Origin of the sequence: Chryseobacterium sp. 6424, assembly GCF_003692615.1 — a bacterium.
Taxonomy (GTDB): Bacteria; Bacteroidota; Bacteroidia; order Flavobacteriales; family Weeksellaceae; genus Kaistella.
This window is the reverse complement of the sequence record NZ_CP023540.1, coordinates 1947060-1961892: the sequence shown is the minus strand read 5'-3', so window position 1 is coordinate 1961892 and position 14833 is coordinate 1947060. Positions and strand designations below refer to the sequence as shown.

Genomic DNA, 14833 nt, shown 5'->3' with positions numbered 1-14833 from the left:
AGACGAATGCGTTAAGATAAGCATATGCGCTGAAGTTTTTAGGCGTAATATTTGTTGATTCGGCGGTAGTTTAAAACTTTCTTACTTTGAAAATCATTGAGTTTACCAGCAAAGGTATTTATTGTGTACCCGGCAGATTTTACCTCGATCCATGGCGACCGGTCGATCTGGCGATTATTTCTCATGGGCACGGCGACCATGCGAAATGGGGCATGAAGAAATACTTATGTCACCATTTCACCAAACCCATCCTTCAGCACCGTATAGGCCCTGATATTGAGGTGCAGTCGCTTTCGTATGGGGAAGAAATAATGATAAATGGAGTGAAACTCTCGTTTCATCCCGCAGGTCATATTGTAGGTTCGGCACAGATCCGCTTGGAGTATAAAGGATACATTACTGTATTCTCAGGGGATTATAAAGTGCAGGATGACGGACTTTCAACACCTTTTGAACTCGTAAAGTGTCATGAATTTGTCACCGAAAGCACTTTTGGACTCCCGATTTATAACTGGCTTGATCCCCAACAGTATGCAGAGCAGATGAAAAACTGGCACCTGCGCAACCGCGAAGAAGGCAAGACATCAGTATTCATAGGGTACTCCCTAGGCAAAGCCCAGCGTATCATGAAGGCTGTAGAAGGCTGTGGGAAAATTTTTGTACACAACTCAGTAGCCAAAATCAACGAGGCGATCACTTCATGTGGCGTCAGTCTCCCGGAATACGAAACCGTATATTTCAATGAAGACTTGAAGAAAATTAACAATGAGATTGTAATCGTACCACCCGCACTATTAGATTCTAACATGATCCGCAGAATCCCGAATAGGGCGACAGGGTTGTGCTCGGGGTGGATGCAGGTGCGCGGCTCGCGGCGGTGGCGCTCAGCGGATGCTGGTTTCGCCATATCAGATCATGCCGACTGGGGCGGACTTTTAGCCACGGTGAAGGCCACAGGTGCTGAAAAGGTGCACGTAACCCACGGCCAGACAGCGGTTTTCTCTAAATATCTTAATGAACTGGGTATTGAAGCCTACGAAGTGAAAACCAATTATGGCGATGAAGAAGAAACTGAAATATTAAAAGAAGAAACTGAAACACCCCAACCGGGAAATACAGCATCATGAAGCATTTTGCCGCACTCATCTCTGCACTCGAAAGCACCAATAAGACCAACGCGAAAATTGATGCAATGGTGCATTACCTGCATACCGCGCCAGAGAATGATAAGCTTTGGTTTCTGGCACTTTTCACGGGTAAACGCCCTAAGCGGCCCGTCAATACCAATTATTTGAAGCAATGGGCGCTCGAGATTATTCAACTGCCCGAGTGGCTTTTCTCTGAAAGTTACTCATCGGTCGGTGATCTGGGTGAAACCATTTCTCTGATCCTGCCACCTCCACAAAATGACATCCAAAAACCACTGTCCCAATGGATGGACGAACTTGCCGAACTTAGCAGCAAAACAGAAGAGGAAAAAAAGCGTACATTACCGAATCCTGGAATGGCCTGGATTATACAGAAAGATTTATATTTAACAAATTGATTGGCGGTAGTTTCCGGATCGGGGTGTCCAAAAAGCTCCTTATCAGTGCGTTGTCGAAATACTCAGAAATCGATTCGAGCCAGCTGATGCACAGCATCATGGGAAAATGGAGCATCAATGAGATCAATTTTGAAGAATTGATTTCGGGTACCAACATCAATCCCGATAATTCAAAACCATATCCGTTCTGCCTGGCTTATCCGCTCGAGAAAACACCCGAAGAATTGGGCGAACCTACACAATGGCAGGCAGAATATAAATGGGACGGCATCCGCGGACAATTGATCAGGCGTAATGACGAGGTCTTTATCTGGTCTCGCGGTGAAGAACTGGTCACCCCACAATTTCCGGAAATAGCGGCCGTGCTCCAAGATATGCAGGGTAATTTCGTCATTGATGGCGAAATTCTTGCCGTTACAGATGGGCAGGTTCTTAATTTTAATGAACTACAGAAACGGTTAAATCGCAAAAGCATCACCCAGAAAATGCTCAAAGAAATTCCGGTTAAAGTGTTCGCGTATGATATTCTGGAATTTAATGAAGATGATTTACGCGGGAAGCCACTTTCCGAACGCCGCGCCATTCTTGAGGACGTACTGCATTCTTCCGGACAGCAAGATATTCAGCTATCCGAAATCGTACCCTTCAACACTTGGCAGGAACTGGCTGAAACCCGCAACGACTCCCGCGAAAACAACAGCGAGGGCCTGATGCTAAAACATAAAGATTCACTTTACCACTCTGGCCGGAAGAAAGGCGACTGGTGGAAGTGGAAGGTGGATCCGTTAACGATTGATGCGGTTCTTATTTATGCGCAAAAAGGCAGCGGCCGCCGTAGCGGATATTATACAGATTATACATTTGCGGTAAAAAAAGAGGATCAGCTGGTCACGATTGCCAAAGCCTATTCCGGACTTACCGATAAGGAAATTATGGAAGTCAGCCGTTTTGTAACCAAAAATTCACTTGAAAAATTCGGGCCTGTAAGAACGGTAAAGCCGGAACTGGTGTTTGAAATCGCCTTCGAGGGAATTGGTTTCAGCAACCGACATAAAAGTGGTGTTGCACTGCGTTTCCCAAGAATCTTGAGGTGGCGGAAAGATAAAAAAGCCGATGAGATTGATGATATTGAAGAAGTGAAAAAACTGATCAAATAATGGCGAAGGCATTCACAAACACTGAAGGGTATCAAATCATCCACCGTTGGTTGGCAGGCAAAGGTTTCGAGCCTTTTGGTTTTCAGCGCGATACATGGCAAAAATACAGCTCAGGCTACAGCGGCATGGTGGTCGCGCCTACAGGTTTTGGTAAAACATTTTCGGTATTCTTAGCCGTCATTACAGATTTTCTGAACCATCCGGAACGCAAGACAGACGGTTTGCAGTTACTCTGGATTACTCCGCTGCGTGCCTTGGCCAAAGATATCGCAAAAGCCATGACGGAAGCAATTGAGGAAATCGGCCTCGACTGGAAAGTAGCGGTAAGAAACGGTGATACACCCCAGGCAGAACGCTCTTCGCAGACCCGGAAGATGCCCGAAATCCTGATTATCACGCCCGAAAGTTTACAATTATTGTTGGCACAGAAAAATCATCCAAGGTTTTTCAAAGGTTTAAAATGTGTAGCCATAGATGAGTGGCACGAGTTACTGGGCTCAAAACGTGGGGTTTTGGTAGAGCTGGCACTTTCCCAAATTGTTCATTATCAGAAAAATATAAAAATATGGGGCATTACGGCAACCATCGGTAATTTGGAAGAAGCCATGGAGGTCCTCATCCCTTACGCACTGAAAAAAACAAGGGTAGTAGCCAAAGAGAAGAAGAAAATCGACATCATCCCAATTTTCCCGGATGAGGTGGAAGTATTGCCCTGGGCCGGCCATTTGGGCGCGAAACTTACCGATAAGGTGATTCCGGTAATCCTGAAAAGCAAAACCACGCTGGTTTTTACCAATACCCGAAGCCAGGCCGAAATGTGGTATCAGTTATTATTGAAGGAATATCCCGATTTCGCAGGTCAGATTGCCATACACCACAGTTCCATCGACCGCGAACTGAGAATCTGGATTGAAGAAAACCTGAGCTCCGGCTATCTGAAAGCCGTAATCTCAACCTCTTCACTGGATTTGGGCGTTGACTTCAAACCTGTAGATACAGTCATACAGATTGGCTCCAGCAAGGGTGTTGCGCGGTTTTTGCAACGCGCGGGGCGCAGCGGCCACTCCCCGTTTGAAACGTCTAAAATCTATTTCGTCCCCACACATTCCCTTGAGCTGGTGGAGGTAGCGGCCTTAAAGGAAGCCGTGAAACAGAAAGTAATTGAGCCAAGAATGCCCGTCATCATGCCTTTTGATGTACTTGTACAGTTCATGATGACACTGGCGGTGGGAGATGGTTTCCGTGGGGAAGCACTTTACCCGAGAATAAAATCCACTTTTGCGTTTCAGGAACTTACCGAAACCGAATGGGAAAGCCTTTTGCAATTCATCACTGTAGGCGGCGGCGCCCTGAAAAACTATGAAGAGTACCATAAAGTCACCCTCGAAAACGGGCTTTACAAAGTGACGAGCCGGCGGATTGCCATGCTACACCGCATGAACATTGGTGTGATCGTAAGTGATGCGATGCTTAAAGTGAAATTTCTGGGTGGTGGCTATATTGGGATGATCGAAGAATATTTTATCACCAGGCTTAAGAAAGAGGATAAATTCATCCTGGCTGGGCGCGTGCTGGAGGTTTCACATATCAAAGAAATGACTGTTTACGTAAGAAATGCCAAAGGCAAAGCCATGATTCCGAGTTATTTGGGTGGAAGATTGCCCCTGACGTCACACCTAAGCCATTTTCTTCGCCTGAAACTTTCCGATTCATTGCAGGCAAAATCCTCGGAGAAGGAACTAAGGTTTCTGCATCCGTTGCTTGCCAACCAAGAGCGTAATTCGCACATCCCAAAAGACGACGAGTTTTTGGTGGAGATGATCCAAACCCGCGACGGGCATCACCTTTTTATGTATCCGTTCGAGGGCCGCCTGATCCATGAGGTCATGGCAGCGCTGATCGCCTTTAGGATTTCTAAAATTACGCCGATTTCTTTTTCAATGGCAATGAACGACTATGGTTTTGAGCTTCTAAGTTCACAACCAATACCGGTGGATGAAGAAGTATTGAAACAACTTCTTTCTCGCGAAAATTTAATCCAGGATGTGATGAGCAGTGTAAACGCCACGGAAATGGCGCGCCGCAAGTTTCGGGATATTGCGGTAATTTCCGGTATGGTAGTTCAAAACTACCCCGGTATACAGAAAAATAATAAAAGTTTGCAAGCCAGTTCCGGACTAATCTTCAACGTCTTAGAAGAGTACAGCCCCGAAAATTTATTGCTGAAACAAGCCTATGCGGAAGTATTTAACCAGCAGATTGATGAATACCGCCTGATGAATGCTTTCACCAGGATTGAAGAATCAAAAATTATCCTGAAATTTGCAAAAGCTTTTACACCGCTCAGCTTCCCTATAAAAGTGGACAGTCTGCGCCAGTCCCTCACCAGTGAAGATCTTGATGCGCGGATTATGCGGCTCCAGAAAGAATCAATGAAAAGAACTTTGCAGTAAAGGCGTTTCCTGCGCATGATTAAACTACTCGAAAAAAACATACACGGCGAATCTCTTATTTTCACCAACCGCAGAGCTGTCTATTGGCCGCGCGAGAAAGCGTTGGTTATCAGTGATGTACATGTTGGGAAATCGGCGCATTTCCGGCGCAGTGGGATTGCGGTCTCATCTCAGGTATTGCTTGATGATTTGGCGGTGTTGGAAGAGTTGGTGAATTTTTTCAGTGCCGAAAGCATCATTGTGGTAGGAGATCTTTTCCATGCGGGCCAAAACAGCGATCTGGATATTTTCTGTAAATGGCGGAACAGTTTCAGTCATCTTCAATTTATACTGATCAAAGGGAATCATGACCGTATTCCGAATAAATTTTACCAGGAAAACTGTATTACCGCTGTCGAAACTTCGCTAAGGAAGTCACCGTTCACTTTTATTCACGAGCCGTTATACCTTCATGGCGAATTTACCATCTCCGGGCATATACATCCGGGCGTTGTGCTTTCAGGACAAGGAAGGCAGATGATTAAACTGCCGTGTTTTGCCTTTTCTGATAAACAATTGATTTTGCCTGCGTTCAGCCGCTTCACAGGGCTTGATACCAAGACTTTGGGCAGGGGTTTCCGCCATATTGCTTTTTCCGAAGGCATTATATTTGATTATTAAAGGGCAAATAATCTTATTATGAATAAACTGTCTAAAACAATTCTGCCACTCTCGGTAGGGATTATAGGGATCTTACTTTTAAATTCGTGTGCGGCCGGTATTCCGAAAGGTGCTATCGCTGTTCAAAATTTCGACGCTGATAAGTATTTAGGTAAATGGTATGAAATTGCACGCCTGGATTTTCGTTTCGAAAAAAATCTGAACAACGTAACCGCCCAATATTCATTAAAGAACAACGGTCATATAAAAGTAGACAACCAAGGCTATGATTATGTAAAGAACAAGCGCAAGCAAAGCATCGGCGAAGCCCGTTTCCGTGGGGCTGAAGATGTGGGCGAACTTAAGGTGTCGTTCTTCAAACCCATTTGGTCGGGGTACAATGTGATCGATATTGATGAGAATTACCAATACGCACTTGTAGTGGGCGACAGTCTAAAGAATTTATGGATTCTCTCACGCGAAAAATCTGTTCCGGAGGCTATCAAACAGCGTTTCCTGCAAAAAGCCAAAAGCATCGGTTATCAAGTAGATGACCTGGTTTGGGTAAAACATGATTAAAGTATAAAGGTGGATTTTTAAAAATCCACTTTTTTATTGTTTTTTCAAAAAATGCTGCGAATACACTGTTTATTTGTGTAAATTTAAACGTTCAAAAAACGAAATGAAAGCAGCAATCATCACAATTGGCGACGAAATTCTCTCGGGAAATACGGTGGATACCAACGCTAATTTTATTGCGCAGCAACTGAAAAGTATAGGTATCGCGGTTATAAGGATCTTTACCATCCCCGATGACGTGGCCGTAATCACACAAACGCTTTCAGAAGGTTTTGCCGCAGCAGATTTAGTGTTTACCACAGGCGGTTTAGGTCCTACCAGAGATGATAGAACGAAAAAAGCCTTTGCCGCTTATTTCAATGATGAGTTGGCAGAGGACGAAGCGACTTTTCAGCATCTGAAACAACTGATGACCAAAAGAAAGCGCGAGCATTTGTTGCCTCTCAACAGAAGCCAGGCAGAAGTCCTCCGCAGCGCATATATCTTCCAAAATGAATATGGAACCGCACCATGCCAGATGGTCCATCAACAGGGGAAAACCGCGATTTTCCTGCCCGGCGTCCCTCATGAGGTGAAACCCTTGGTGAAAGAGAAGATCATCCCTTATCTGAAAGAACATTATCCATTAAATTACAGCATCTCGCGTATCGTATCAGTGGTGGGTATCCCCGAAAGTCTGTTGGCAAAAACCATCGAGGAATGGGAGCTTGCTTTACCAAATTTCATATCGCTGTCTTATTTACCGGTAGGCAACCGTATAAAACTGCGCCTCACCGCTTCAGGGACAGAAGAAAAATGGCTGGAACAGCAGATTTCCAATGAAATAATAAAACTGAAACCGCTAATCGGTGACCAGGTGATCGCCTGGGAAGGCAATGATATTCAGGAAATCCTGAAAGAAATCCTTACCGTGCGTAATCTTACGCTTTCAACTGCCGAAAGCTGCACCGGTGGCGACATCGCCAGACTCGTTACTTCCGTTCCCGGCAGTTCCAAGTATTTTTCGGGAGGCATTGTGGCGTATGATTATCACAAAAAGATAGCACTCTTAAATGTTTCTGAAAAAACGCTACGGGATTTTACGGTAGTTTCAGCAGAAGTCGCACAGGAGATGAGCCGTGGCTGTCAGCAGTTATTCCGTACAGATATAGCGCTCTCCACCACCGGTGTCGCCGGTCCCGGGACTGATGATTTTAACAATGAAGTAGGCACTGTTTTCTACAGTATCCGCATCAAAGAAAAAGAGCATACCCATAAACTTTTCCTGCCGCATCTCGAACGCAATGATTTTGCGACATTCGTAGCACAGCGTGTTTTGCAGGACCTGGTGACCTTGCTCGTAAAACAAGAACAAAAATAAATTCCTGCAGGCAACGTTCTACAGGAGTAAAATTAAATATAATGAAGAAAGTATTAGGAAGTTTTCTCTTGGCAGCGGCACAGCTCGCCTTTGCACAGTCTGCGCGCAACGTAGGCGAATTTTCATCACTGAAGGTGTATGACAAACTTAACATCTCGCTGATAAAATCCGACAACAGCAGGGTAGAGCTGGAGCAGGAAAATCCCGATGTGGAAACCGTTAATAAAAACGGTGAACTAAAAATCAGGATGGCGCCGGCAAAAATCCTTCAGGGCGGCAATGTTTCAGTGGTTGTGTATTACGAAAACCTGCGCGATATTCAGGCAAGCCAGGGTTCTACCATAGTGGCGGATCATGATCTTGATTCACGCATGTTGACCTTGGTATCAAATGAAGGTTCTGTGATTGAACTGCCGGTAAGAACTGCCAAACTTACAGTAAAAGCCAATTCAGCCGGTGAAATAAAACTTAATGGCGTGGCCGATAGCCAGGATGTGGTGGTAAATGCCGGCGGAAAATATTTTGGTGAAAAAGTGAATTCTGAAAACGTGAAAGTCACAGCCAATGCAGGCGGACAGGCAGAGGTGAATGTCTCGGGTTCGGTAGATGCTACCACGCGAGCCGGCGGCATCATCGATATCTACGGAAATCCTGAGGATCGCAAAGTAAGAAACGTCATCGGCGGAAAAATTACTTTTAAATAAGAAAGTTGATGATGCCGAAAAGTCTGTGGCTGTGGTTTCTGCTCTGTTTCGGGCTGTCTTTCGGCCAGCAGCCCGATTCTACGGAACGATTTCTTTTTAGGTATCAACAAATATATGTTCCGGCAGCGCTGATGACTGCCGGCATTTTATCTGATAACACCAAACGGAAAAGAATAACACCAGAAAATGGCACAGAAGCAGAGCATCTTTTGGGTTTCACCAACCGCTTTGATGATTATGCGCAGTTCGCGCCAATGCTGACTGTTTATGGTTTTCAGCTCGTCGGTATGACTCCAAAAACAGACTGGGCGAACCGTACCGCCATTTTAGTAAAAGGGCAGGCGATAAACCTCGGGTTGGTATATGTGCTGAAGAAAACACTCAAGAAAACCCGACCAGATGGTACTGCCTATTCATTTCCGTCCGGTCATACGGCGAATGTGTTTGCTGGTGCCACAATGCTTTCCATCGAATATGGTGAAGATTACCGTTGGGTTCCGTATGTTTCTTACGGATTCGCGGCCGGCATCGGAGTTATGCGCATGGTGAATGATAAACATTATATTTCTGATGTGCTTTTTGGTGCGGGCCTGGGCATCCTTTCCATGAAATTCGCCTACTGGACCCATCAATACCAATGGAATCGTACCCCAACGAAAGCAGATCCGTTTACAGCTGTCTATCAATCGGTGTATTAACATTCTTTAACAAATTCATTTTTATTTCTTATTTTTAACCATTAAATCTAAGAAATGAAGTTTTCAAAATTACCTTTATTACTGATAGGTTTCGGCAGTCTGATCTATGCCCAAAACCAGAAATATACCATGGCAGAAGCCGTGAATGGACTCCGCAGCAACCTGGCAGTAAAGTCTGTCTCGCAGTTTTCGTGGACGGATGATGCCAAAGCTTACATACAAGGCACCCGCAACGCTTACCTCATCACCGAAATGCAGGGTATGAAGGCGGACACCCTAGTTTCCCTTTATCAACTGAATAAGAATCTTTCCACTGAGCAAAAACTGAAAGCTTTTCCGCCCATTCGGTTTACTGATAAAAACAAAGGGTATTTTACCCGAAACGGTAAATATTACCGTATAGAAAAATCAGGCAGCGACTGGAAGATCTCTGACTGGGCCGCGCTGGAAGATGGGGCGGAAAATGTACAGGTTCTACAGGATCAAAAGACACTTGTTTTCACTGTTAAAAATAACCTTTACGTACATCGTAATGGCAAAACGGTGGCTATTACTGATGATGCCAATGCGAATATAGTGAATGGTCAGTCGGTTCACCGCAACGAGTTTGGCATCAGCGGAGGAATCTTTGCCGCGCCAAACTCTTCCAAAATCGCTTTTTACCGCATGGATGAAAGCATGGTGAATGATTATCCGGTCATCGACTGGTCGGTAACTCCCGCCAAGAATACCAATATTAAATATCCGATGGCTGGCGGAAAGTCCCATCAGGTAACATTGGGTGTCTATGATGTAAACTCCGGGAAGAAGAGCTTTCTGAACATCGAAGGCGATCCCGAGCAGTATTTAACGGCAGTAACATGGAGTCCGGATTCTAAACATATTTTCGTAGGGATACTCAACCGTGACCAGAACCATCTGCAAATGAACCAGTACGATGCTGCGACGGGAAACCTGGTTAAAACACTTTTCGAAGAAAAATCTGACAAATATGTAGAACCACAACATCCGTTGCTGTTTTTCCCGGGTTCAAACACCGATTTCATTTGGCAAAGCCAGCGTACCGGCTACAATCATCTGTTTCATTATCACCTTGATAAAGGCCTTGTCGCGCAAATTACCAAAGGCGATTGGCTGGTGACGGACGTACTCGGATTTAATGAGAAAAAGAAAGAGATATATTATGCATCCACACAGCAGAGCCCGCTTGAAAGACATCTGTATAAAGTGAACTGGAACAGTTTCAGGACTCAAAAGCTAACCTCGGCACCTGGCATGCACACCGGCATCCTAAGTAAGGACGGCAGCCAACTCTACGATGTTTACAGCAACGCGACGACGCCAAGGAGTGTAAATGTGATTAATACGCATACATTAGCTTCAAAAAATATACTTACCGCTGAGAATCCGCTGAAGAATTATAAAAGACCTGAAATCAAAAATGTAAACCTGAAGGCTGATGACGGCACCCCACTTTACGGCAAATTGATCCTTCCGACAGACTTTGATCCGGCTAAAAAATATCCCGTGATTGTCTATCTGTATAACGGGCCGCATTTGCAGTTGATTACCAACAGCTTCCCAGAATCTGGTAATCTTTGGTACGAATATATGGCACAAAACGGCTATGTCATCTTCAGCATGGACGGGCGGGGATCTTCTAACCGCGGATTGAAATTCGAGCAGGCAGTCTTCCGCAATATGGGTGAAACAGAAATGAACGACCAGCTAAAAGGGGTGGATTATCTGAAGTCGCTGCCGTATGTGGATGCGCAGAACATGGGGATCCATGGTTGGAGTTATGGCGGCTTTATGACGACCAGTTTCATGCTGAAGCATCCGGAAGTCTTCAAAGCGGGTGTCGCTGGCGGACCCGTGATCGACTGGAATATGTATGAAATCATGTACACCGAACGTTATATGGATTCCCCACAAAACAACCCCGAAGGTTATAAGAAAGCCAATCTCTTGGATAAGGTACAGAATCTTAAGGGCAAGTTACTCATGATCCACGGTACGCAGGATGATGTGGTGGTTTGGCAACATTCGGTGAATTTTCTGAAAGCCGCGGTGGATAATGGCGTACAGCTCGATTATTTCGTGTATCCCGGGCACGCACACAACGTGGTGGGTAAGGACCGCGTACATCTCATGCAGCAGGTTACCGATTATTTTAATCAGCATTTGAAACAACAGTAAAAACCAATAAGAAATTCCGGAAAAAGTTTTTCCGGAATTTTTTTTTGAACATAAGGCGGTTATTCGCGGAGCACTTTCACGCGCCCATCCATCCACATTCTGATGACGGAGGAACCGGGATATTCCGAGATTTTATCATGGTTTTCTTCTGCCACGGCATCTACCGCGCTGATGATTTCCGGTGAAATATCAGAAAACTGCATCGGTGATTTCTGGCCGCTAAGATTTGCCGAAGTAGAAACCAACGGCTTGTTGAGTTTACCAATCAGCTTTTTTAAATAATCATCTTTCACCAACCGAATGCCGATGCTGCCGTCTTCGGCCAGAAGTTCTTTAGGCAAACCCTTCGGATCATCGTACACGATGGTGACGGGCTTATCCGACAGGTCCATGATATCCCAAGCCATTTCCGGTACTTCTACCAAGTCCTGTAGTCGCTTTACCGACTCTACCAGAATGATGACAGATTTTGTCTTCTCCCTTTTCTTAATCTCAAATATTTTATTGATGGCGCCCACATCGGTCGCATCACAGCCGATTCCCCAAATGGTATCCGTAGGGTAAAGTATAGTTCCGCCATTTTTAAGGGCATCGATGAGGTTTTGCATATGTTGGAATTTTAAGGCAAAATTACATTAAAGAGTTTAAAACTAAATAACCGGCGCCTATTTATGAGTAATTTTGTTGGATGGAACAACAATCAAAAGATCCGCTGCACGGTAAACGCCTCGATGCCATTCTCGAAGAACTCGTCGAATATTATGGCGGCTTCGAAGGGCTCGGAAAACAGATCAACATCAAATGTTTTACGGATAACCCCAGCATCAGTTCCTCGCTGAAGTTTTTAAGGAGAACCGAGTGGGCAAGGACCAAAGTGGAAAGTCTGTACCTGTATGTACTGCGACAGAAAAAGAAAAATGGGGCCGGCTGACTTGTCGCTTACCTATAAAAAATCGCCGGAAACATAATACCAGCAGCCTTTCGCCTTACGAAAGCGCGATAATTCATGGTGGATCTGCGGTTGGCCTTCATCATCCGTATAGTACGCACGAAATTCTACCACATCTAAAGCTGGTGTACGCAGGATTTCAAGCTTTGTCCATATGTTTATCTCCGCCCATTCCTGCAGCTCTTTTTTAGGATGAAACTTTCGCTTTCCCGGGAGGGTAGTATTGTACAGATAATCCGCGTTTTTAAGGGCAAAGGCAGCGTATCGTGAACGCATTAAAGCTTCTGCCGTAGGTGCGTTTTCCTCACCGGAATGGTAAAGGTAGCAACATTCGTTATAATCCTTCGCTGAACAGCAGGGACAGATCATGATGTTTGTTTTAGTATAGGTAAATATCTTTCTTTAATCACGTTCAAATGGTGAATGTTGTGTCCTACAATCAGTTGACCGAGGGTTTTTACGGATATTGCGTTACCATTTGCAATCCCGGTCTCAGCGAGTTGCCCTTCAGTCAGATGTTTAAAAAACAAAACATGGCTTTTCCTAAGAGACTTAAACTCGTCAACCAAACTTTCTACTGACCGGTTGTTTAACAGGTATGTTTCTCCGTACATCGTTTCGTCCCAACCTGGCAAAGGCGTTTTGTCTTTTCTGGAGAAGCGCAGCGCACGGTAGGCGAATATTCTTTCGGAATCAATCAGGTGTTGCAAGACTTCTTTCAGTGTCCATTTCCCCGGAGCGTAGGCAAAATCTCCTTCTTTTCCGGATAGTTTCTGATACAACTGGGTTGTTCTTTCGCCCCAAACTTCCATCTCAGACTTCCAATCGGCTGAAGGGATAACGTCAAGATAACGCTGGATATATTTTTGGAAATCTGTCATTTATTAAAAGCATAAAAAAGCGGGCAAAGGGTTGCCCGCTGATGATATTTTATTTGTTGAAAGCGCTTTCGAGGTCTGCAATAAGGTCTTCTGCATCTTCAATGCCAACGCTCAGGCGTACCAGGTCGTCGGTAATGCCAAGTTCAGCCCGTTTTTCTTCGGGGATAGAAGCGTGCGTCATCAGTGCCGGGTGATTTGCCAGAGATTCTACCCCACCAAGTGACTCGGCCAGCGTGAAAACTTTCAGATGCTCCAAAAACCTCACTGCGTCTTCTTTTTTCCCTGATTTAAAGGTGAAAGATACCATGCCGCCAAAATCTTTCATTTGTCTGGTAGCCAGCTCATATTGTGGGTGTGACTCTAACCCCGGATAAATTACCCTTTCAACCGCGGGATGATTTTCGAGATATTTCGCTATGGCAAGACCGTTCTCGGAATGTCGCTGTACGCGCAAAGCTAAAGTTTTAATTCCTCTGAGAACCAAATATGCGTCGTGCGGGCCTAGTATTCCACCACTCGCGAACTGAATAAAGTGTAATTTCTCACCCAGTTCGGCAGTTTTGGCGACTAAGGCACCAGCGATCACATCAGAATGGCCGCCCAGATATTTTGTGGCCGAATGCATCACGATATCGGCACCCAAGTCGATCGGTCGCTGAAGATAAGGCGTGGCGAAAGTGTTATCAACCGCTACCAGAATGTCTTTTCCTTTAACAATCTCGGTCACTGCTTTAATATCTACCAGTTTCATTAAAGGATTGGTAGGTGTTTCAATCCAAATCAGTTTGGTTTTGTCTGAGATTTTTTCTGAAATTTCATTGGCGTCATCAAAACTGATGAAAGTAAATTTAAGCTGATATTTTTCAAAAAGTCTCGTGAACATTCGGTAGCTGCCGCCATACAGGTCATCTACCGCGATTACCTCATCACCAGGATTCAATAATTTTAAAACACAGTCGATGGCTGCAAGGCCAGATCCGAAAGCCAATCCGCGCGCGCCGTTTTCGATGCTTGCCAGTGAATCCTCAAGTGCCTGACGTGTAGGATTCGCAGCACGCGAATATTCGTAACCCGAATGTTCGCCGGGTGATTTCTGTGCAAAAGTGGAGGTTAAAAATACAGGGACGTTTACCGAGCCGGTAGCGGGTTCATGTTGTTGCCCGCCGTGTATAACTTTAGTGTTGAAGTTCATAAGATTTTGTTTTTGGCAAATGGCTTTGGCTTCTCAGCTTCTGCAATTTGTGCGTTAAACTATTTTATTAAAGAGTGCTGAACTGTTAGCAAAAAGCTAACTGACAGGCACTTATTACATTTTAATGGCAGATTTCACCGCGAATTCTTCTGCCATCTCTTCCATCCACGCGGCTACATCTTCTTCGCCGGTCGCACGCTGATAGGTATTGCCAAGTGATACCAGTATCTGATGCAGAAACATCTTCATTTGGTCCACCGGCATATCTTTAGTCCAGAGGTCAATTCGCAGGGCTTCCATGGTTTTGTTGTCCCATACGGAGATCATGGTGGCTTTTGTTTCCTGCTTTTCTATGCCGCCATCCTGGGCGTTCCAAAGCATTTTTTCGGGGATATGGTTTTCATCAAGTTCTACCTCGATGGTGATTTGTGTCTTTCGCATATTTTTAGTTTAATAATCTATATATTTCCCTGAAA

Annotated in this window: 14 protein-coding genes and 1 pseudogene; 10 read left to right on the top strand and 5 right to left on the bottom strand. The window is 44.9% G+C overall.

The window, feature by feature from the left end:
• The first annotated feature begins 86 nt into the window (after positions 1–86).
• From CO230_RS09170 to CO230_RS09130, 9 genes and pseudogenes are all read left to right on the top strand, one after another.
• Entirely contained in the window at positions 87–1127 is a 1041-nt protein-coding gene (locus CO230_RS09170) for a ligase-associated DNA damage response exonuclease (RefSeq protein ID WP_122028326.1), read from the top strand.
• A pseudogene (locus tag CO230_RS09165) lies at positions 1124–2703 on the top strand (ATP-dependent DNA ligase). Before CO230_RS09170 ends, CO230_RS09165 begins: the two are co-directional and overlap by 4 nt.
• The gene (locus CO230_RS09160; RefSeq protein WP_122028325.1) at positions 2703–5156 is read left to right on the top strand and encodes a ligase-associated DNA damage response DEXH box helicase; all 2454 of its coding nucleotides are present in this window, start codon (positions 2703–2705) and stop codon (positions 5154–5156) included. Before CO230_RS09165 ends, CO230_RS09160 begins: the two are co-directional and overlap by 1 nt.
• 15 nt (positions 5157–5171) lie before the next feature.
• A complete protein-coding gene (gene pdeM, locus CO230_RS09155) occupies positions 5172–5816 on the top strand; it encodes a ligase-associated DNA damage response endonuclease PdeM (RefSeq protein ID WP_122028324.1) in 645 nt (214 codons plus the stop codon).
• Between the two features lie 18 nt (positions 5817–5834).
• Complete coding sequence (locus tag CO230_RS09150) at positions 5835–6374, top strand: lipocalin family protein (protein ID WP_122028323.1); 540 nt, start codon at positions 5835–5837, stop codon at positions 6372–6374.
• A gap of 103 nt (positions 6375–6477) precedes the next feature.
• Positions 6478–7734, top strand: coding sequence for a CinA family nicotinamide mononucleotide deamidase-related protein (locus CO230_RS09145; RefSeq protein WP_122028322.1), 1257 nt, complete (start codon positions 6478–6480; stop codon positions 7732–7734).
• Between the two features lie 41 nt (positions 7735–7775).
• Positions 7776–8438 carry a head GIN domain-containing protein gene (locus CO230_RS09140; protein WP_122028321.1) on the top strand — a complete coding sequence of 221 codons (663 nt, stop codon included), beginning with the start codon at positions 7776–7778 and terminating at the stop codon, positions 8436–8438.
• Between the two features lie 8 nt (positions 8439–8446).
• Positions 8447–9136, top strand: coding sequence for a phosphatase PAP2 family protein (locus CO230_RS09135; RefSeq protein ID WP_122028320.1), 690 nt, complete (start codon positions 8447–8449; stop codon positions 9134–9136).
• A gap of 54 nt (positions 9137–9190) precedes the next feature.
• Entirely contained in the window at positions 9191–11335 is a 2145-nt protein-coding gene (locus CO230_RS09130; RefSeq protein WP_122028319.1) for a S9 family peptidase, read from the top strand.
• 59 nt (positions 11336–11394) lie between these two features.
• Here CO230_RS09130 and CO230_RS09125 read toward each other — a convergent pair whose 3' ends face one another.
• The gene (locus CO230_RS09125; RefSeq protein WP_122028318.1) at positions 11395–11943 is read right to left on the bottom strand and encodes an L-threonylcarbamoyladenylate synthase; all 549 of its coding nucleotides are present in this window, start codon (positions 11941–11943) and stop codon (positions 11395–11397) included.
• Between the two features lie 80 nt (positions 11944–12023).
• Between CO230_RS09125 and CO230_RS09120 the strand changes: the two genes are divergently transcribed.
• Entirely contained in the window at positions 12024–12266 is a 243-nt protein-coding gene (locus CO230_RS09120; RefSeq protein WP_122028317.1) for a VF530 family DNA-binding protein, read from the top strand.
• Between the two features lie 12 nt (positions 12267–12278).
• On the opposite strand, the gene CO230_RS09115 is transcribed toward CO230_RS09120, so the two are convergent.
• From CO230_RS09115 to gldC, 4 genes are all read right to left on the bottom strand, one after another.
• Positions 12279–12653: a YchJ family protein gene (locus CO230_RS09115; protein ID WP_122028316.1), complete on the bottom strand. Its 375-nt coding sequence runs from the start codon at positions 12651–12653 to the stop codon at positions 12279–12281.
• Entirely contained in the window at positions 12650–13165 is a 516-nt protein-coding gene (locus CO230_RS09110; RefSeq protein WP_122028315.1) for a DinB family protein, read from the bottom strand. The genes CO230_RS09115 and CO230_RS09110 overlap by 4 nt, the downstream gene beginning before the upstream one ends.
• 49 nt (positions 13166–13214) lie before the next feature.
• The gene (locus CO230_RS09105) at positions 13215–14357 is read right to left on the bottom strand and encodes a cystathionine gamma-synthase (protein WP_122028314.1); all 1143 of its coding nucleotides are present in this window, start codon (positions 14355–14357) and stop codon (positions 13215–13217) included.
• A gap of 114 nt (positions 14358–14471) precedes the next feature.
• Positions 14472–14798 carry a gliding motility protein GldC gene (gene gldC, locus CO230_RS09100; protein WP_122028313.1) on the bottom strand — a complete coding sequence of 109 codons (327 nt, stop codon included), beginning with the start codon at positions 14796–14798 and terminating at the stop codon, positions 14472–14474.
• Positions 14799–14833 lie beyond the last annotated feature (35 nt).

Bases quoted from the DNA above. Each gene is read 5' to 3' on its own strand.
- CO230_RS09125 (WP_122028318.1), bottom strand. From the start codon at position 11,943: ATGCAAAACCTCATCGATGCCCTTAAAAATGGCGGAACTATACTTTAC.
- CO230_RS09140 (WP_122028321.1), top strand. From the start codon at position 7,776: ATGAAGAAAGTATTAGGAAGTTTTCTCTTGGCAGCGGCACAGCTCGCC.
- CO230_RS09115 (WP_122028316.1), bottom strand. From the start codon at position 12,653: ATGATCTGTCCCTGCTGTTCAGCGAAGGATTATAACGAATGTTGCTAC.
- CO230_RS09120 (WP_122028317.1), top strand. From the start codon at position 12,024: ATGGAACAACAATCAAAAGATCCGCTGCACGGTAAACGCCTCGATGCC.
- CO230_RS09150 (WP_122028323.1), top strand. From the start codon at position 5,835: ATGAATAAACTGTCTAAAACAATTCTGCCACTCTCGGTAGGGATTATA.
- CO230_RS09145 (WP_122028322.1), top strand. From the start codon at position 6,478: ATGAAAGCAGCAATCATCACAATTGGCGACGAAATTCTCTCGGGAAAT.
- CO230_RS09130 (WP_122028319.1), top strand. From the start codon at position 9,191: ATGAAGTTTTCAAAATTACCTTTATTACTGATAGGTTTCGGCAGTCTG.
- CO230_RS09135 (WP_122028320.1), top strand. From the start codon at position 8,447: ATGATGCCGAAAAGTCTGTGGCTGTGGTTTCTGCTCTGTTTCGGGCTG.
- CO230_RS09160 (WP_122028325.1), top strand. From the start codon at position 2,703: ATGGCGAAGGCATTCACAAACACTGAAGGGTATCAAATCATCCACCGT.
- CO230_RS09105 (WP_122028314.1), bottom strand. From the start codon at position 14,357: ATGAACTTCAACACTAAAGTTATACACGGCGGGCAACAACATGAACCC.
- pdeM (WP_122028324.1), top strand. From the start codon at position 5,172: ATGATTAAACTACTCGAAAAAAACATACACGGCGAATCTCTTATTTTC.
- gldC (WP_122028313.1), bottom strand. From the start codon at position 14,798: ATGCGAAAGACACAAATCACCATCGAGGTAGAACTTGATGAAAACCAT.
- CO230_RS09110 (WP_122028315.1), bottom strand. From the start codon at position 13,165: ATGACAGATTTCCAAAAATATATCCAGCGTTATCTTGACGTTATCCCT.